The sequence below is a fragment of the Paraburkholderia fynbosensis genome, assembly GCF_902859935.1.
Taxonomy (GTDB): Bacteria; Pseudomonadota; Gammaproteobacteria; order Burkholderiales; family Burkholderiaceae; genus Paraburkholderia; species Paraburkholderia fynbosensis.
The window spans coordinates 85,190-104,524 of the sequence record NZ_CADIKI010000020.1 but is presented as its reverse complement, the minus strand read 5'-3'; the positions used below and the strand labels follow the sequence as shown (position 1 = coordinate 104,524).

15 protein-coding genes and 1 pseudogene are annotated in these 19,335 nt (G+C 58.5%); 9 read left to right on the top strand and 7 right to left on the bottom strand.

Annotated features, from left to right (window positions below; genetic code table 11):
• Window positions 1-91 precede the first annotated feature (91 nt).
• The 7 genes and pseudogenes from HV770_RS28350 (at window position 92) to HV770_RS28320 (ending at window position 4,166) form a co-directional block, all read left to right on the top strand.
• On the top strand, window positions 92-505 hold the full coding sequence (locus HV770_RS28350; RefSeq protein WP_175164870.1) for an antirestriction protein: 414 nt from the start codon (window positions 92-94) through the stop codon (window positions 503-505).
• Window positions 506-557: 52 nt separating this feature from the next.
• Window positions 558-1,390 (top strand): annotated as a pseudogene (locus tag HV770_RS28345) (DUF932 domain-containing protein).
• 65 nt (window positions 1,391-1,455) lie between these two features.
• Window positions 1,456-1,782 carry a hypothetical protein gene (locus HV770_RS28340; RefSeq protein ID WP_175164869.1) on the top strand — a complete coding sequence of 109 codons (327 nt, stop codon included), beginning with the start codon at window positions 1,456-1,458 and terminating at the stop codon, window positions 1,780-1,782.
• Window positions 1,783-1,802: 20 nt separating this feature from the next.
• Window positions 1,803-2,060 (top strand): hypothetical protein, encoded by a 258-nt coding sequence (locus HV770_RS28335; RefSeq protein WP_175164868.1) that lies wholly within the window; start codon window positions 1,803-1,805, stop codon window positions 2,058-2,060.
• Between the two features lie 53 nt (window positions 2,061-2,113).
• Entirely contained in the window at window positions 2,114-2,476 is a 363-nt protein-coding gene (locus HV770_RS28330) for a single-stranded DNA-binding protein (RefSeq protein ID WP_175164867.1), read from the top strand.
• A gap of 691 nt (window positions 2,477-3,167) precedes the next feature.
• Window positions 3,168-3,878 (top strand): DUF7673 family protein, encoded by a 711-nt coding sequence (locus tag HV770_RS28325; protein ID WP_175164866.1) that lies wholly within the window; start codon window positions 3,168-3,170, stop codon window positions 3,876-3,878.
• A 27-nt stretch (window positions 3,879-3,905) separates the two neighbouring features.
• Window positions 3,906-4,166 carry an XRE family transcriptional regulator gene (locus tag HV770_RS28320; protein WP_175164865.1) on the top strand — a complete coding sequence of 87 codons (261 nt, stop codon included), beginning with the start codon at window positions 3,906-3,908 and terminating at the stop codon, window positions 4,164-4,166.
• A gap of 258 nt (window positions 4,167-4,424) precedes the next feature.
• Here HV770_RS28320 and HV770_RS28315 read toward each other — a convergent pair whose 3' ends face one another.
• The 3 genes from HV770_RS28315 to HV770_RS28305 all read right to left on the bottom strand — a co-directional run bounded on the left by HV770_RS28315 (window position 4,425) and on the right by HV770_RS28305 (window position 9,698).
• On the bottom strand, window positions 4,425-5,066 hold the full coding sequence (locus HV770_RS28315; protein ID WP_175164864.1) for a DNA methyltransferase: 642 nt from the start codon (window positions 5,064-5,066) through the stop codon (window positions 4,425-4,427).
• A gap of 961 nt (window positions 5,067-6,027) precedes the next feature.
• Entirely contained in the window at window positions 6,028-7,629 is a 1,602-nt protein-coding gene (locus tag HV770_RS28310; protein WP_175164863.1) for a hypothetical protein, read from the bottom strand.
• A gap of 359 nt (window positions 7,630-7,988) precedes the next feature.
• Window positions 7,989-9,698, bottom strand: coding sequence for a hypothetical protein (locus HV770_RS28305; protein WP_175164862.1), 1,710 nt, complete (start codon window positions 9,696-9,698; stop codon window positions 7,989-7,991).
• Window positions 9,699-10,711: 1,013 nt separating this feature from the next.
• Here HV770_RS28305 and HV770_RS28300 point away from each other — a divergent pair.
• Window positions 10,712-12,598 (top strand): hypothetical protein, encoded by a 1,887-nt coding sequence (locus HV770_RS28300; RefSeq protein ID WP_175164861.1) that lies wholly within the window; start codon window positions 10,712-10,714, stop codon window positions 12,596-12,598.
• Here HV770_RS28300 and HV770_RS28295 read toward each other — a convergent pair.
• From HV770_RS28295 to HV770_RS28280, 4 genes are read right to left on the bottom strand one after another with little or no spacing between them, the layout of a single operon-like run.
• A complete protein-coding gene (locus tag HV770_RS28295) occupies window positions 12,595-13,524 on the bottom strand; it encodes a hypothetical protein (protein ID WP_175164860.1) in 930 nt (309 codons plus the stop codon). The genes HV770_RS28300 and HV770_RS28295 overlap by 4 nt on opposite strands.
• 14 nt (window positions 13,525-13,538) lie before the next feature.
• Window positions 13,539-15,014, bottom strand: coding sequence for a glycosyltransferase (locus HV770_RS28290; protein WP_175164859.1), 1,476 nt, complete (start codon window positions 15,012-15,014; stop codon window positions 13,539-13,541).
• Window positions 15,014-16,132, bottom strand: a complete 1,119-nt coding sequence (locus tag HV770_RS39455; RefSeq protein ID WP_175164858.1) for a glycosyltransferase family 4 protein — start codon at window positions 16,130-16,132, stop codon at window positions 15,014-15,016. Before HV770_RS39455 ends, HV770_RS28290 begins: the two co-directional genes overlap by 1 nt.
• A gap of 3 nt (window positions 16,133-16,135) precedes the next feature.
• A complete protein-coding gene (locus tag HV770_RS28280; RefSeq protein ID WP_175164857.1) occupies window positions 16,136-17,206 on the bottom strand; it encodes a radical SAM protein in 1,071 nt (356 codons plus the stop codon).
• Window positions 17,207-18,263: 1,057 nt separating this feature from the next.
• Between HV770_RS28280 and HV770_RS28275 the strand changes: the two genes are divergently transcribed.
• Window positions 18,264-19,145: a hypothetical protein gene (locus tag HV770_RS28275; RefSeq protein WP_175164856.1), complete on the top strand. Its 882-nt coding sequence runs from the start codon at window positions 18,264-18,266 to the stop codon at window positions 19,143-19,145.
• Window positions 19,146-19,335 lie beyond the last annotated feature (190 nt).

Genomic DNA, 19,335 nt, shown 5'->3' with positions numbered 1-19,335 from the left:
CAATCCGAATATTCCTTGCATTACGGTCTATAAGACCTATTATCAAGACGTGGCCCGACATTCCGTTGTGGTCCGAAACCGGAGATAAACCGTGATTGATAACGAATTCAAGGTGTCGTCGAACGTCTTTCCGGAAGAACTGCGCCTTAACTTCCTCCCTCACTACCTGGGGGCGCACTACCTGCAGGGTGAGGCAATGGTGTACGACTGGGCGCGCCGTCTCTGCCGCGCCTACAACGGCGGATCATGGAACTTCTTCCAGCTGTCCAACGGGGGCTTTTACATGGCCCCTGAACGGTGCGGGCAAATGCACGTCCGGTGGCACATGAACGGCTACAACGACATGATGGGAGCCGACGCCTTCGGCATCGTCGTCACGCTGTTTGCCTTGTGCCACCTGCTGGAGAAGTGCGGCGATGACCGGATCGCCGACCACTACCACGCGCTACGCGCCTACGCGGCCCAGCACGTGGAAGCCGCCAACATCCTCCGCGCGATCGACTAACTGACCCGCCCCGGCCTGCAGGCTGGGGCTGATCCCGACATTGGGGAACAGCATGGACACCACTTACCTGGCAAGCCACTTCAGCCGCAATGCAGTTGGCACACGTTCGGACCGCCCGCTGACGAATGATGAGATTGCAACGGTTGCGCCGTCGATCTTTGCGCTGTCCGCGCACGAAAGCCGCTCCGAGCGGTACACCTACATTCCTACCAGCGATGTACTGGACGGCCTGCGCAAGGAAGGTTTTCAGCCCTTCATGGCCTGCCAGACCCGCGTGCGCACTGACGACAAGCGCGCCCACACGAAACACATGGTCCGCCTGCGCCACGCCGATCAGATTACTGGCCGTGAAGCCAACGAAATCATCCTTCTGAACAGCCACGACGGCACCAGCAGCTACCAGATGATCGGCGGCATGTTCCGGTTTGTCTGCCAGAACGGCATGGTCTGCGGAAACACCGTTGGCGATATCCGCGTGCCCCACAAGGGCGATGTGATCGGCGAGGTGATCGAGGGGGCATTCAGGGTGCTCGACGGCTTCGAGTCGGCGACCCGGCAGCGCGAGGGGATGGCCGGTCTGGCGCTGACCGACGGCGAACAGGCCGCTTTCGCGCGGGCCGCGCTTGCGCTGCGGTACGACGACGACAAGCCAGCGCCCATCACTGAACGACAACTCCTGACACCGCATCGCATGGAGGATCGTGCCCCGGACCTGTGGACGACGTTCAATCGGGTTTTGAAAACATGATCAATGGCGGTCTGCATGGTCGCAATGCGAATGGCCGGGCCACCACGACCCGCGCCGTGACTGGCATTGACCAGAACATCAGACTCAACCGCGCCCTCTGGGTTCTCGCTGACGAACTGCGCCGCCTGCGCGGCTAACGGGTACGCCCCGACCTGCCGGTCGGGGCCTGCTCTCACGACATCAAATACGATAGGAAAATCAAATGGATACCGTCCATATCCGGCCAACATGGCTGACCGCCCTCTTCCCCCTGCTGGCCGTCTGGCACTATGGCGACCGGTCAGTGGTGCGCGCCGAACTGCTGCGCATGGCGCTGTCGGCCGACGCCGCCGCAAGGTCAGCCGAAGCGCTCACCCGCATTGCGAACATGCTTGACCGCGATGGTCACGCGATCGAGATGCACCGCGACGAACTCCGTGCAATCGCCCGGACCGCCCTGTCCGAGTTCGACCGGGTACCACCGCGCGCCCCGCTACCGACCTCCGCCGACGCGGACCTTTACCACGCCTTTTCCGTCCAGCCCTGCTGACGTCTTCCGGAGATCACGCCATGCATGAAGCAACCGACACAATTGTTCACGGCGTCGACGGCGCGCTCGCGCTGCGCCGGGGTATCGCCGATCTCGCACGGATCGACGTGTTCGATGAGGATGGTGATATTTTGCTGTTCAGCGCCCCTGCCGACTGGTTGCCCGGACAGATCAATGTCGCCGTCCAGGCCTACCAGCGCGGCGTCAGCCACGGTGAACTGCATGGCGAGCGCAAGGCGCGCTATGCGATCCGCCGAGCGCTCGGCATTCACCAGTAGCGCAGCATGTTCCGCATGCCCCATCCCCGCATAGACATATAGGAGTACGTATCATGAACCGGCTTTTCTTTACCGGCCGTGTTGCTGCGACCCCGGTCCTCTCGAATCATGGTGATTCGAAGGTGGCAAAATTCACCCTGATTTCCAACGAGTACGCCGGTCGCGACGAAGGCAGCGGCGAAACGAAAGAGCGTCAGGTGCGAATCCAGTTTACTGCGTTCGGTTCACGCGGTGAGGTCATCGCCAGAAACGTCCTGAAGGGCGACCAGCTGATCGTTGAAGCGAAGCTATCGAACAACGACTACCTGGACGGCCAGGGTGTCGAGCGCTACGGCTACAACTTCACTGTTGATAGCTTCGAATTCGGCGCACCGGGCGAACCCAGGCGGGCGCAACTCGCGCGGCGTCAGGAATAGTCCACGTCGGCCCCCGTTCATGCTGGGGCCGTTGACCAAAACAGGCGACGACGCGGGGAACCATGGGCGATGGCGGTATTTCGTACGGCCTCGCATCTGCCTGAAAAAAGCATGAATGGCATACGAGTCCCAGCCGTTCGCTAAGAATACCCCTCTCGCTGCCAGACCTTAGGCCCGGCTAACCGCAGGCGTCACGCGCGCGCCGGCGCGCCCGGATCGAGGCGCACGGGGACCCGCGCGGGACGCGTGGGGAGAGCGCCGGCGCGGCGCGGTAGCGCCGGGACGATCCGGTACGGCACAAGCAGACCGTGGCCGGGGTCGTCAAGCAGCCGCAGGCTGCGTGTTTCCCCCGCGGCGAAGCCGTGGGGGCTGGACCCAGAACCGGTACGGCCGGAGTTGTCGTACGATCCGGTACAGGAACTGAATCATCAGGAGCAGATATTGGAAGGCCGAAAGCTTTACGCTGGCGCCGAGGGACCGGAGCGTCCTAAGGCACACAGGGTAGTGGCCTGGCGCGAACGGAAGCGACGCACTGGCATTGGCTACAGCCGCGTAAATTACCGCGGTATGGTTTCAGGGCTTGCGCTGGCCGAAGCCCTCTATGCGACGGTGCCGTTCGGCGTCGCCCCTTCTATCACCGAACACGGATGTAAGGTCGAAGCCCCCTACTCCGGACAAGCAAGGTAACACCATGATCATTCCGCCCCGCCCGAAAACGCACCGGATTACCAGCGACGTGCCCGAGCACCTCCTCGAGGCGTTCCAGCACACCATCACGGAGTTTTTTGCGAACGCGCACGGGGGCCTGACGCCGGCGCAGCGTGCCGCGGAGATTCGCGCCGGCGATCGTGACCGTGGCCTCGATTCGCTCCTGCAGCTCGTCGACGTGGCCGAAGGAAACACCGTACAGGCAGAGACTGTCGCAAAATTTCTCGCAGGTCTGTACAACGGGACCGACTACCGTTTCGATCTCACAGCGCTGCGGGCACTGGACGACGATCTTTTCGAGCACTGCCTGGCCGTCCTGCGGCTCGATCATCGTCCGGACGTTGAGGTCCATCAATATTTCCCCGACGGACAGCAGCGGTGGCAGCAGATAATCGCACGCTGGAATCTTGACAAACGTCCTGCGCCAGAGCCGCCCCCGGTTCGCGGCGAACGCTATCAGGCGCGCTATGTGACGCATTCTGAAGCGCCCGGCTATCGCGACATCACGCTGGTTGTCGCGATCGACGGTGACCCGGCCCGCGAGTTGCCGATCGACCTACACTTTTCGGCTGCAGATTCCGAAAGCATGGCACGCGATCTGCTCGATCTTCATCGCCGTGCGTGGACACCTCGTCAGCACCGAGTCGCCCCGCTCGACGCGAAAGAAGGCGAGCGGCGGCCTCAGTGGCTTTAAAATTCGATCGCGAGCAAAGGAGCGAACATGACAATAGAGGTTCAGATAAAGATTCGCCCGGAATGCCTGCAACCGGCCGTCAGCTGGATGGAGCCTACCGGGGCGGAGATACAGGAAGTGATTCGCCTGGCGGGATTCTCCGGCAGGCAGGCCGCTGATTTCCTGGGGCTCGCAGACAAGAGCGGCCGCCAGCTTAGACGCTGGATAAGCGGAGACGCAGGCATTCCCTATTCCGCATGGGCGATGCTCTGCGCTGCGGCCGGGTTAGGCCAGATATGGGAGTGCTGAATTCGATCCTGATCGCCGTTACGCCCAGCATCACGACGGAATGCCTGTGGACTGATACTGCCAGGCCATTCGACGAAGACGATATTCACGTAGAAGCACATGGCACGCACGTTGATCGATCCTCGTCTGAATCGAGGTCAGATAGCAAATAGCAGGAAGACGCTGGGAGGCAGTGGCGTCGGAATCCACGACAGATTCCAGTCCATGTTGAGAAATCCGTGAAGGGCGCCCGTGACGCAACGTCGCGGGCGCGGAACGTCATTCAGCAATTACATCGCACCTGTTCAGGCGGGCTTGCGCAGTGGCATACCACGTCGCGTCCAGCTCGATGCCAATGTATCGGCGATCCAGTTGCTGCGCGGCCACGCAGGTCGAGCCGGAACCTGCGAACGGGTCGAGTACGACCTCGCCGGGTTGGGTAAAAGCCTCGATGAGAGGCCTCAGGCAGCCTAGAGGCTTTTCGGTCGGGTGATGGCGGTTGCCGGAATACTTCCATGGAATGACGTCACGCACGGGCAGCATTGGCACCGCAGGCGAACCTTTTGCAAGGAGGTAGGCGGATTCGTGCTGATATTTGACGAACCGCGCTTTGGATGCGTACGGCTTGGCGAACACGATGTGTCCAACGATCCGGAAGCCGGCGCGCTTCCATGCGTCAAAAAACAGATCGGTCCGGGTCCATCCATAGAAGCTCGCGCACAACGCATCATTTTTGAGTACGCGATACGTTTCAGCAAAAGCGGGTGCAAGCCAGTCCGCATGAACATCGTTCGCGATCGAGCGGCCGCTACGACCGTGATAATTGACGAGATATGGCGGATCGGTGAGGACGAAGTCGACAATCGCGTCTGGAATTTCCGGCAAAACGTCGAGACAGTCGCCGTGCATAAGATAGCTCATCCTTGCTCTCCAGAAAGTTAAAGGCGTGGGTAGCAAGGCGACGCGTGCGGCCGCACAATTTCACTACCCGGCGCTGGCGAGCGCCGGGCGGGTTCCGGCGGTCAGGGGACCGTGGAATAAATGGGAGGCAGGCCGTAGGCGGGTACCGTTTATGCCGCGAAAGCCCTTGAAGGGGTAGGCTGCCGCGCGACACTCGGTGCGCGCGTCAGCACACACCGTCCGTCGGATCCCGGCCGGCGATTGTTGGCGACGGGTAGTGAAATTTCCCTTGAAGCAATCAATTTCTTTAGGACACCTGACTTGATTCGGGCGATACCGCCCGGGTACGTGGGTGGTGGTGCGTTGCTTTTTGACATGAGAAAGATGAATCTGACCGCGCAGCGGGCGCGTCCATCTTTCGATCGGGAATGCGTCGCCGCTACCAACAGCCCGAGGTCGCGAAGCCAGACTTGATTCTCGCGCATCGCCGGCCCGCATCGTCGCCGGGGCTTGTGCCGGAGGGAGGTGCATCAGAAAAAGAAGTACGGAAGCGGCGCGCGATCATCGCCAAACGACCCCGAGCCGCCCTTCGAGCCAGCGCGTATCCAACGGCGCGTTCCGAGGTGCAACGGCCATTCGCCGAGGCACGTCCAAAGACGAGTCGTCGGCCATTGCCGACATTGGGACGGGCCGGCTGCTACGTCAGCAATGTGGCTGACTGCAGTCGGTGGTCTGGTTTGGCAGCCGAATGACCGTTTTCTCAATCAGCGAACTCACCCGCTCGACCCGTTGCGGTCGGTCGCTGCCGCGTGATAGCTTGCCGGGAAGCGGTCACTCGGCTTCGATAAGCGGCTACTCGCGCTTTCGACCCAGTGCCGCCGGCAGGTAGGGCCAAGAAGGCACCCACTGCCGGAGGCTTGGTCGGGCTCGCACTGCTCGTGGAGTTGCAGGCAGGGATGCGCTGGCCGAAGGGCTGCGTAGCCTACTTCTTCTTGCGGTTATGCCGCTTTGAGGCGGCTTGGGCCTTGCGCTTCCGTTTCTCGGCCTTCCGCTTCTTGTCGGCGTCGCGCTTCTGACTTGACACCGCCGGTTCGTCGTCCATTCTGCGGAGCGCGACCCGTTGATTGTCGCCGGGGAACTCGTCTTGGCGAAAACGCCACTGCTCGCCTTTGCCTTTCCACAATCCCAGCTCCACGCGCTTTCGCTCGAGCTCGGCGAGGTCGGCCGCGCTCCAAGACTCCTGCGAGTAGACCATCAGGTCTTCTGAGCCACCCTCGTAGTCCTTCTTGTGCGGGTTGTCTAGGGCAATCCCTACGAAGACGGTTCCAAGGGGTGCCTTTAACTTGGCGGTTCTCACATAGGCGTGGAGAACACTGCGGCGATAGGTGCGGTACTCATCGTAGGTTTCGGTTGACCGTTTGGGCACGATCACGAAGACGAAGACGGTCTCGCCGACAATGCCTCCATACACGACCCTGCCAAGGCGCATGCCAGGCTCGACTCGGTCGAGGGCGCTAAAGAGGGACATGGCCAGCTGCCTTCGACGGTAGCGCGACTCCGCTGCCATCAGGCGCAACCCGCGCTCAGTCTCGGCGTTGGTTTGCACCAGATATGGCATGAGGAGCTTCGGGTCACCGTAGTCGATGAACCTGTCGATTAGCCGATCCCAGCCGTAGCTGACGTGGTCTACTCGCTGCTTCCGCTTATACCCGATGTCCTCAGTGAGTGCGTCGTAGGAACCAGCATCGAAGACGATGGCTGCAGGGGGCGCTTCGCCGTCGCTGACGTCGAAGAACAAGTGCTCCTCGCCATCGGCATCCGTCGTCCGCATGTATGCCGCGAGCAGTTCCTCCTCGCCCGTGGCGCTGACCATGATCCCGGACGTGCCAAGCAACGCCTGTCGCTTCTTGAGGTAGTCCAGAAAGTCGACGACAGTGTCGAGCTCGCGGAGAACCAGCTCAATAGATACCTCGTCGAAGACGTGGACGAAGTGTTTTTCCGGCTGGGGTATACCGATGACGAAAGGATGCTCGTTGTGGGTGTCTCCCTTCACCGCGTTGTTCACAGCGAGCGATCCGCAGCCTACGCCGTCGTTGTGCGCAAGCGCGGAGTTACGGCTGCCGCGGGTCACGGCCACCAAATGGAAGGTGGCGTTCTCAGAGGGGACGGGGACCGGCAACGACCTAGTGCATTTCGCGTCCAGAAAGGCGCGCTGCGGGAAGCGTTCGAGCCATAGCTTCGCGCCATGGAGTTGTCGGCACGACTCGAACACCGCCTTCTTGTACCAGCGCGGCCAGGCGACCTTGAGCCCCTTGGCCTCGTTGAAGAGGACGTGCTTGTCCGAGAACAAGATGACATCTTTCCCGAAGACGACGAGCGCGTCGCACAGTTCCTTCGTCGCACCCTTGCCGTTTTTGAAGCCGTCGTCAGTGTAGACGTTCGTCTGGGACCAGAGGCGTAGGAACGTCCGCTGGCACAGACCAGTAAGGATGCGCTCGGATTCGTTGACCCCTTCCGTCTCTGGCAGGTCGAAGAGCTTCGCTGGTTGCGTTTCTTCTTGAACTTCTTCGGCTTCGGGCCCCATCAATTGCCTCAGATCGGATCGGATAGCATCGTCGAGATTATCCCACGCGGGGGGGGCTGGTTGCCGTCTGCCTAGCCGAACAGCGTGGCGACCGCGGCGGAGCCGATCTGCGGGCGGACGGTTTCCGGCTGGTCGATCGGGGCCTGACGGGCGCCGGCCTTTTGCCAGACGCACAACGGCCTGACCGACCGCGACCACCTGGCCCCGCTCGCCTAGTGCCTCGATGACAGCGCTGTCGCTGTCGGCGGCCGCTGGGGCAAGGAAGCCGCGAAGGCCACCTACCAGTCTTAGGCCGCCACCGTCAAAGGCGTCCGTCCCGAGGCCGCCGCGCATATCACACCTACGTCACCGTTCGCGATCTACGGATTCAAGTCAGCAATTCGAAGAATGCGCATGATGTCGTCAAAGCTGCGGTCGCATTGAGCAGCGAGATCCTTGAACTGCGCACGCAACGTCCCATGTGCCGCGCGCGCTTGTCTCTCTTCCTTGTCCTTCTCTTCGACGGAGCTGTGGGCTTTCAGAATGCTCCTCAGCGCATGCAGCCGACTCAGCGGTGTAAGCAGAGCTCTGGCTTCGTCCACCGTCATTCCTGAGACTATAGCCAGTTCAGCGACCACACGCAGGGAGGCCCAGCTTGCCTCTGCCTTTCGTCCATTGGACTCAAGCAGCCTGCGCAGGGGCTTGACCTGAAAACCTTCGACGAGCACCTGATCGAAGGCCATGATCTCGTTGGCCCACTCAAGGACCGAGTCCGTAGCTGGATACCGCGCGGCATCCATATGCCCTTCAGAGCGCGGCTGCCACCAATCAGGAGGGGTGGCGTTCAGCTTCCCGATCTTGTACTTCAGGCGGCTGAGGGGGTCGTATTCGGAGCTGAACTCACCAAGGATGTCGTTTTCATAGGCTCGTTTCGATATCGACCCGTTCGGCCACTCGTTGAAGGACTGCCAATAGCGCTGCTCCTCAATCGGGAGACGTGCCAAGTCACCAATGTAGGCATGCACTTGGCCGGCTTCGTTGATGTCGTAGCTTTTCAAGTACCAAGCATTGCGGCAGGTGATCGAACGATCGTCGAGGCTGTACTTCTCAGGGTCCGCCTTGAACCTGTGCAATACATCGGCACGAAAGAACGCCGGAGATATCTCCCAGGGCAGATCCGACTTCTGAAAGTAGTTGGAGAGGAACTCCGGTGCACATGAGGTTTCCAACTCGCAGTTGTTCTTGCGATCGAAGATCTTGAAGGTGGCGTACTCCTTCTTTCTCTTGGGATTGGACTCCGCCTCCCACTCGGCAACCAAGTCCTGCACGGTGACGGTCGGGCGCACGATCATACGCCCGTTCACGTAGCTGGCATTGTGGATGCCACCGCCGTGATAGAACAGGTCCGGTGCCTTACGATCGATGCGCTCGTGGTCGCCCCAGCCGTCGAAACTGGGACTGAAGCGGGTGAAGTCAAAGAAGAAGACCAAAGCAAAGCCCGCCAACGCCATGTACCTGGCAAGATCTTCCGTCAGAATGGTGACTGCCACCAGTTTCTCGCTGCCGGGAGCAAGGTCCGCACGGATGATGCGGATCACGTCTTCGATGTCGCCCCGCGAGTCCAGCCGGCAGTAGGCGTTCCGCTCTACCACGAAGTGCAGGTCCAGGGCGTGCACGAGCTTCTGGCTCAATTCCATTGCACGCTCGCCTTTGTCCACCCCATGAAAGCTGCGCTGGTAGATCAGCTTCTCGCCACCGGCGAGCGAATTGCCCGACCCCATTGGTGGCTCCAGATAAACGCGGTGACCTTCTCCTCCGCCGTAGCTCTTCTGAATCGCCCAGGCCTCATCGGTGCTGACGAACCGATTCATGAGGTCCTGTTGATCGGCTGGTGTGACCTGCTGAAGAGGTGCGAGCACGGCGTGAATGAGCACGGCCGGTCCGCCAGCGTAGATAACGATTTCCTCGCTCTGAGCATTCTGTTTCAGGAAGCCGACTGAATCTTCTGCGCCGATCAGCCATTTCGCCGCATCTGAGGCCGGGGCCTGTGCAATGGCCTTCAGGGCCGCAATGTTGAATCTACAAGCCATTCCCCAACCACCTCCCAGTTCTTAAGCCGGATTGGTAGCGCATCTGACGCGGCTTCAGTAATATTGCGCCGCATCACTGCGTGACGTGCACGAACACGCCGGCCACTGGTCGCGCCGCTCACTGCACCGCAGCTAGCGGCGACACCATCACAACTGCCCCGAGGCCAGCAGTCTACCACCTCGGAATGAAGCCACATCGCGGTAAGGCGTGCTTCACCATTCCGGGCCGCTTCCAAGTCTGGCACCGCTGTGTCCGCTTCCAGCCTGCCCGAAAACCGCCAGTCACGAACGCCCGCTTCTGGCGGCGGACCCATTACGCGTACAGTTCGGCCATAGCCGACGGTGCCCGATCAGGAACGTGTTGCCGTTCCTGGTCTCATTGCCGACGTTCGCGACTAGGTATCCGCGAGTGTCAGCTCTATTGGCGAATGAGTCTTCCCGACCCGTTGCCGTCATTCGACCCAGCGCAAACTCGCGACAGCTTCCCGGGTATACCGGCCAGCTAGACGCCTTAAAATCGCGTCCTGAAGAAGGAGCATCTGGACGAGTTGATGTCCATACGCGTCTCGGATGTGAAAACTTTTTCGCCGCCCACCGTCTTCATGCCGCGATTTTTGACCCCAAATGCGCCCTATCGCACATATGCAAGACTACATCTAGGCGCACTTTACTTTTGACTTATATCTTTTATAGCGGGCGGTCACCCAACAGCCCGGCGACAGACTGATAAAACGGGCCGCCGTAATGCCAATGACTGGCAGACACGGTCATATTGATAGTGTCCATGGCACCCCGGCTGTAATCGCCCCGTGGTTGCGTACGTTTCTGGCTTATTTAGTAAGCTGATTTTGCATTATTCACCGCGTCATTGGCCGATTCCCGCAACACGGTTAGGGCGTGATTCGCGATGGATCTGTTGCTGCCGTCTGAACTCAACGTAGGCAACGAGATAATACGTACTGATTCCTGAGTTTCGTCAGGATTCGACGTGCAATTTCGCTGGAAATTCGGTCATGGGCTCCTTTTATCCTGCCGGAAATACCTTTCCGGACTATTTGATCAGGGTCAAAAAGGCCTCGACATGCAATGTCGAACGGGGAGATCGACCCAAAATACTGGCTTTTTCGGGACTAGCATCGGTTGACGGTGTACTCGTAGATAGCGAGGACCGGCTCGGCGCCACCCCATCGTTCAGACATCACGGCCAGTTGCCGACGTACGGCTGCTTTTTCACAGTCGTCGCGCGAGCAGGTGAGGTGCTGATTCTCAACGACCTTTTTGGTCTGTGTCCTATCTATTTGGCGCATTTCGACACGGGGTGCCTGATCAGCAACCGGTCACACCTGATCGCGATAGCCATGTCGATCATGCACATAAAAAGGCAACCTGATATTGAAACCATATGGACCCAGCTGTCTTCAAACCACCGGCTGTTTCTTCATCCCTATTCGCGCAACACGGTGCTAGATGGCCTGCGCATCTGCCGCGCAGACTCATACCTGCGGATTTCGGATAACGGTACCGTGAGCGAGGTACTGAAGCCCGAGTTCAAGGTTGGCAACCACGGCAGGGTAGCGTATCAGGAGCTGATCCAACGCGGCGCTGAAGAGATCGCCCAAAATGTTCGCGCGGCAGTCCGGTCAAAGCGGTTTAACCATCGGATTCTCGATCTATCAGGGGGGCGTGACTCACGTATTACGTTCGCGAGCGCGTTTCGGAATGGACAACTGCACTCGTGTCATACCAGGGTGGAAAAAACTGACTATGCCAACGATTTCGAACTGGGCGCCGTCATAAGCAACCAGTTCGGCGCACAGCTGGACACGGGAGACGGACATCCAAGATTCTCGAAAGGCTCGGCGTTTGTGCTCGGCTTTTGGCGTTCGGCGAAGGCCGGTGTACATCATCGGGTAGGCGCAAGCAACTGGCCAACGCTCTGGGGTAATACGAAAACAGTTCGGCTCAACGGAGGGTGTGGAGAAGTTTATCGTGATTTGTGGCGTGAGGAACACATTCTCGATGAAGTCCGGTCTGCCGCCAGCTTTGACAATATGTGCATACCGCCGTGGTCCCGTGCAGCACGCCATGTTGCACGACAGTCACTGCTTCGGGCCTTTTCAATGGAGAAAGGTGAAACGCTTGAAGACAGGGTTGGGAACCACTACGTAAGTTTTCTGAACCGATTTCATTTCGGATTACCGTACTACAACGAATGGTACGGGTATATACCCTTTTCGCCTTTGCAGTCATCCGCCCTTTTCGCCGCCTCGCGCTTGCTTACCGCGGAGTCGCGCACCCATGCCACCGTGTTGACTGACATTACGCAGCTTCTGGCGCCGGCACTTGCCTCCTTTCCTTATGCGGGCAAGAACAGGTCCGCCAGCGTACCGAACGGGTTTGCGGCACATCTAGATACGGACGCGACTCGCGTTGCAATCCGTGCCTGCGAATATGCAGCGTCAGCACGGACGGAGTCGCATCATGCGGCCAGTCACCAGGTCGATACGCTCGAAAGCAATCAAACCATAGCGCATGTGCTCCGTGATCAAGGTATGCGGGCACTCGACCGCATCCGCGAAGCAGTGCCGGATTTACGTAGCAGCCTCGACACGCAGTTCGACAGGTACTATGACTATCTGTGGCAGTCTTCCATGCGGCACGCAATGGCGCTCGCTTCCAAACTGTTGTCGGTATTTGACCTTTGCCTCGATGACGCGTCCGATATGGTCAGCCCGGAAGATTCTGGCGCTAGGACGACATCGCTTAACGCTTCGCTAAGGCTAAAAGCGCACTACGGCCTCGCTGAAATCTGGGGGATAGACACTGAAGCAGACAGAAAACCGGAGCGCACCAACTCTGATAAACCGGACGCAAGGGTGCGCTTCGATGACAGTTCTTAACCGTCTTCGCGCCGCTCGTGAAAATAGGCCTGAAGGAAATCCGTGCACGCGTTGCTGGCATCGACAAGCTGCCAAGCCCCCGATTCCGATAGCGTCAAATTATGCGCCGGGTCAAACGGAAAATGCGAGAACCTGGAATGACGGTCCCGATAATGACGATCCTTGATTTCGCCATGCCAAAGGTGAAATAGGGCGCCCTCGACACATCCAACGTTACCGTTGACACTTTCATGGAAAGACTTGGCCCATGGGAGATAGTGCTTGGCTCGCGCTGCGTTAAGTTCGAGTGTGTTGATTGCGTCGTTGAATCGGCCATACATCGCGCAAACCATTGAACGGTCGCCGCTGCCGATGATCATCGCGTCATAGAAGCGATGTTTGGCAATCAGCTCCCGGCTCCCTGCCCAGGCAAGACCAAAGCATGCCGTGCGCATGTCCTGACCCGTGCGAGGCGAAAAATTGGACTGGTCGAGCATCGCATGACTATTGAGCCATGCGATGCTATTGCCTGTGACGCGGCTTCGCAGGTCCGAAATTCGGTGCCGGTCCCACTGGGCTTCCGATGCCTTGAGGTCGACGAGCTCAGAGAAAAGCTGCACCAGCGGATACGTCCTAAGCATCTCCGCAGCCACATGGTGCCAGTTCTCGTTCTCGAAAATGACATCGCAATCGAGCCAACAGACGAGGCGTATATCATCAGGTACAGCATCGAGCGCAAGATTCAGTAATCTTTCCTTCTGCCACAGCACGGATCCCCCTGACGCCCGGACGACGACATCGGCATCATCGGCCTGTAGTTCGAACGTTCCGTCAAACGACAACTCCGCCGTAACGAGGGGGATCCGCAACTCCTTTCTGAAGTTGCGATAATTCTCTAGGCGCCGGGCGTACTTGGCGGGATTGAAATAGGAAGTGATGGCCCACATGGTTGCCCCTCGAGTTAGATAATGTCGTAACGGAAACTCACGGGAAATGAACGACATCTCTCGAATGCTTGGAATAGCGCTTCAGAGCAGTGAGATGCTGAGATCAAGGTACCTGAGACGGACCGCAGGCGCCGGCTCGCGAGGAAAGCAACGAGAGCGGGCAGGCAAGAGTAATCTTGAGCCTCCGCGAAGTGAATCTCGATGTCCTGCTCGGGGATACCCCGGTCGCAGAGCGCCTGCACCCCGATACGCGCTCGCTCGCAAAGCATTGCGGCCGCCCCTAGCCCGAGCTCAAGCATGATGGTGGAGGGACGACCTGCAACGTCGTCGGGCAGATTGCAAGCGCTGTCCCAGTGAACTGACACCCGCTCCGTGTGAATAGGTCGCCGCGGCTTTGTCGACGCGTGGAGCCGTGTGCGGGCAAGATCGAGAATAGCTGCAGCCGCCAGGTCGGCGCCCGGCATCGGAATCCTTTCCGGCTTCTGTTCCTTGATCACTGACGCGATAGCCTCTGCAAGATCCTCGGGCCCGATGGTGGAGTCAACCACGAGAGTTGCCGATCTTCCTCGCAGCGCGTTCACGCGCTCAGCCTGACTCTCCGTTCTTCTGTAGAAAGGGCAGAAAATCGCTCTCGCTCCCGCAGCAAGGATTTCATTGACTGAGTTGTAACCACCATGAGATATAACGAGCTCGGCCTGTTCGATAAGCGCGAGAACGTCGACGGGCGACCTGAGCGTCTCGATATCAGCCTGCGCCGTGTCCTGCGCAAGCGGGCCACGCACTTCGCAGCAGCTAAGAGACCCTTTCAGTTGTGCCGAAACCTCGGCGACAGCACATGCGGCCCGCTCAAAAAATGGGCGTTGCAACGCATCGTATCCACCTCCTCCGCCCAAGAGGAGAACCATTTTGCGATCCTTCAAAGCAACAGTTGATTTAGCGCTGCCGATCTCCGGAAATAGGATGGGTCCGACGTAGAGCACAGTTGACTGGGCTTGGAACTCATCCAGAGCGCTGGAAGGCAGCGCGAAGGCAAAGTCGGCCTGCGTATTTGGTACGACCACAAGGTCAAAGAAGGCGAAATATCCCGCCCTCACATATCGCACGAACGTTTCGGGCGTACATTTGCGGAACACGAGACACGTGTAGTCGGAATATTTCCTGACGCTGGAGGCAACCCGTCGGCTGACGTATGTATCGAAGACCGTGAGTTCGGGCGCGATAGACTTCAGACACGCCAACGCTACGTCCTCGTGCATGTTTAGCGATACTCGGGCGCTGGCCGTCCCGGTCCTCGAACGCGGTGCCGTGTAAAGTTGCGGAAAATAGTAGGTTGGCACGCGAACGGCATCGAAAAGCTCACGAAACGGGCTGTTGGTAAGGACAACCGCATCCAAGTTGACGATTTGCGCCCTAAGTGCCATTAGGAGCGCACAGGTTCTTCGCGCGTGCCCCGTTCCCATGTCGTTGGTCGTGTAGAAAACAGCTTTCATTATGGTGAGGCCCCGTATGCAGCGGCGTAGACGCGAATCAGAGCGTCGATGTGGCGGTCCATTCCAAACTGTCTTTGCACGTGTTCACGGGCCGCCTCGCCCATTTCACGGCAACGGTCCGGGTGCGCGAACAGATCTATGATCGCCGCAGCGAACATATCAGTGTTTTCAGGATCCACGAGGATGCCTGTATGCCCTGGAACGATGATCTCCTCAGCAGCGCTTGCAGCGCTGGCAATAGCGGGTAATCCATGGACGGCAGCCTCAAGGTAGACAAGACCGAAACCTTCCGCATCGATCCCAGAGACAGAGTGGATCTCCACGGGCGTTAATGCAAACAGTGTTGCGGTCGATAGGAGCTGCCGTAGGCGATCGTCCCGGACCCTTCCGTGCATGCTCGCTTTTCCACCCAACGACCAGCGGGACAGGCAGCTCTCGACGTTCCCGCGTTCCGGACCGTCGCCCACGATATCCCAAAAAAACGGCATGTGAACGTTCGCCAGTGCCTTTGCCAGCAGCGCGTGTCCTTTCCTTGGCACTAGTCTTGAGACGCTAATCAACCGTGGTCGTGGCGGCGCCGGTCTGCAACCCAATGGCCGGCCCGGGATGTCAATTCCATGGGTGATGACCGTGCTCTGAATCTCGGGGACGAGGGAGTGCAGGAATCGCTGCGTGTAGCGACTGACACAGATGACCGTACGGCATCGAAGGAGCCCACGCCGAATTTCGGCTTGAGGTATACGTCCAGGCGTACTTTGCCATGGCTGAGTGAGATCCTTGCAGTGGACTGTGCATATCAGAGGAGCAATTGGTTCGAGCTGCGCCGCATAAACTGCAAGTCCCGCGCTGGCTAGGTGGATGACGGTAGGGTTAAAACATCGGGCAGATCTGACAAGGTTACCGCTCACCTTGTTAAATTCTTCTTCGGTCTGCGGATAGGAGAGGTTTAGCGACGCCAGATGCTGAATGTTTTGCGTGCTACTCGGATACTGTTGAGGACCGGCGATTAAGCCAATGGTATAGGAGCCCGAAAGCCGGTCAGTTATCGTCTTGACATAGGTTTCGATTCCGCCGGTACGCGGATGATACTCTGAAGTGATCCATAGTATCCGGCGCACAGGCTAGAACTCGATGCGTTGCGAGAAAACTTCTGGTTCGTAAGCGAGCGACTCGACTCCGCAGATTCTCCGGCAGGTTAGCAGGGCGTTGCCGGCGCCAGGTGCCCACGTTCCAGGAATGATTTCTGAGAAGACTGGGCCCTCGATGACTTCGAAAAAGTCGTGCTCGCGCAGGCTCAGAGCGTCGAGGTCGAGCCCATGTTCCCGTATCAGCCTAGGAAGCTCTCTTGAATAGCATGAAGTCGCGCCCTTGAAATAGATGTGTCCAAGGTAGCAACAGGGAAATACATGCCCCGTCGCAGCCAAATAGAATTCTGCGCCCATAGCCGCCTTGCACCGAACACACGCTGTATTGAGCATCGCCCGATACTGCGGGGCGGAGTCGCTTTTCATTAAGGGAGTCTTGTGCGCCTCACGGGACGGTGGCTCCAGCAGATATCCGTTTCGGTGATCTTTGCTCGGGACAAGCACACCACTTAGCGCCTCACCTGCCGGGCTCTGAAATCGGTTCGAACGCCGCACGGCGAATCCTTTAAAGCCAAGCTGCTTGGCTAGGTCCCTGCAGCCGTCCACCTGGTGTTCGTTGTGCTTGAAAGGGATAAACTGCCAGGTTGCCTCTCCTCCCGCCTCGATGAAGGCTCTTGCGTTTCTAATCACTTTCTCCCATGAAGTGTTCCTGCGGTATCGGGAATGAGTATCCTCCATCCCGTCGATACCGAAATAGACGTGTACTCCCGTAGCCGCCAGTGAGCGCCACCAGGACTCTGAGCGCAGGCTACCGTTGGAATGCATGACCAGTTGCGTCGTCGCGCTACACGTTCGGACAAATTCGAGAATTTCCAAGCATTCGACTGCAGCAGCGGGATCTCCGTAATTGCCGCAGAAGTTCCAGCTTTTTATTGTCTGTAGAAGGACGTCCGGAATGTTGGACTTAAAGAAACACAGGTCGAGCTCAGTTATTGGCAGGAGCTCCGCTATGCGTCCGTCCGCGTAGTTTCTGGGACATTGCGGACATGCCGCATTGCAGCGTGTGGACAATTCGACGTGACACTTCCCGACTCCGTGCTCATACATCGCCTACCTCCACCGCGAGTAGTAGTCCGATGACAGCTGACGCTACACAGTATTTTATAGATGGCCGCAGCTTTTTAACGTTCGCTCTGTAACATTCCGTACAATTGTTTTTGGTTGATGCGTTCCGCATAAGACGCCGGTTCCGCGACTCGTAACGACTAACTCAAACAGGTACGGAGAGGTGGCGTTGGTCTTCACCAACCAGATAGCCGCTTACTGGTGCGCGGTAGTATGCTTGGCAGCCTACTGCTTGGCGAGCGCAGCTTGCAGGTGACCGGCCGATTTTGAGGGGCGTAGACGACGCTCAAATGTCCATCAGAGCGCTTAAACGGTCGGTCGAAATTGGCCGGCAGTACGCGTTCGCACCAACGCCGGAAAGCTGCCATGGAGAATTCCCGCATCGTCCCGGTGGCTCGCTTATTGAACTGGTGCTGTCGGCCAGGAGCCGTCGTTCATTGTCTGATGAGCGGAGACGTGCGAACGGCTCGCCGACGCCGAGAGCGGCTGTTCCCCAACTTCCCTCCCGCTTTAGCGAAATGGACACTCCTCCGCTGGCTGCTACTCCGCCTTTATACTGAAAACCTGATTTTCGAGCCGCAGGTATTCCCCGTTGGAAAGGACTTCTGCCTTTCCCTCGTACTCAGTGCCTACTGAATAATCGGGCCCTGTAGCGATTTCGGGAGGAAGGCCGACGATGGCTTCACGATATTTTTGCCCTCCCGATCTTCGTAGAATCTGAATCGTTTCCTTCGTTTCAAGTGTGACTGCCTTCCGTGCGACGCACTGTCTTTCGAGGCTTGGTATTTACCTTGCCGCCGAACTGGACATGCGCACGGCGTCGACGAATAATTCCCCAGGCGACGTCCTACAATTGTGTGCGAGAACGTATTCCGCCGCGACGCCGGCCAGTGCTAACACCTCAGGCAGCATTTGTCGAGGCAAAGAGGCTTGGGGTGGGGCTGCCGCCCGTCGCTCGGCGCCTCATGCAGGTCGTTTTGTCTCACGCTTCAGACTGTCTAAGAGTACGCTACCTGAAAAGGCGCTGCAGGAGTCGAGCATGAATTGGCAAACCGCGACCGGCAATTGGCTTACTCGTCGTTGGAGAGTGCGTCAAGCAGCGCCGACTATTCCCGACATCCCCACCGCTAAACTCTGTGAGACGGTCGATGACATTCGCGTCGGCACTTACGACCACGTGGGCCAACAAATTCTTCGCATTTACTCAAAGGAACCCTTGTTCGCCATATATTTGACGAAAGAAGGCCCACGCGTCCAAATATCGAAGGAAGCCGAAGCTGCAAAGGAACGCGAGGCTTATTGCGTGATTGCGCCTCTGAGGGCAGAGATTGCCAGCCTCCTATTACCGTGGTGGCCCGAGTCTCTATCGAACTCTTTCAACTTACGGGTGGCGGCGGCCCTACGAGAAGGTCTTTGCGGAGACACCAAGGCCGCACTCGCGACACTGGGTGTCGTTAAAGCGCAAGTGACTGCCGAACGCCAATTGCGAGGCCGGGGTAGGTGCCTGTTTTACGCTTTCACAACAACCGCTGTGATTGACTGCGTGATAGTCCCTCTTGCATCTGTGATAGTCGGCGTGCTCGCTGGAATTAACGTTGACGAGCGGCTCCCGTGGATTTTTGTCGCCGGCGCGGGCTCGATTGGTGCACTTTTCTCGATGACGATTGCCGTTCGAGCAAAGACGACTGCGACGGATTATCGGAGCCTCGAAAACTTCATCGAAGGCGCCTCTCGCGTGGTGATAGGCGTTATCGCGGCAATTGCGCTGCTGGTACTTCTTAGGGCCGGCCTTGGACACGGGATAAGAATCGGCGACAAGGATTTGACTGCGCTGGCGCATGACAGCACTTCGGTGGTTGCGATAGGTTTCATAGCTGGTTTTCTTGAGCGCTTGGTGCCCGACTATCTCGCAAAGACATGAGTTCATAAAATCGTTTCGCCTGTCGTCGCCGGCTATCGATGCGGTGGAACGAATATACCCAATCGGTTCCGCTGGGAAATAGATGACTCCAACGCGTCTTTGCACCTTTTTGCGGTTGCGATGTTCTGCCCGTACGAGAACTGTGGTCGGCTTTTTCAATTTTCTTCGCCGGGCGCCGTCTGGTGCGAGA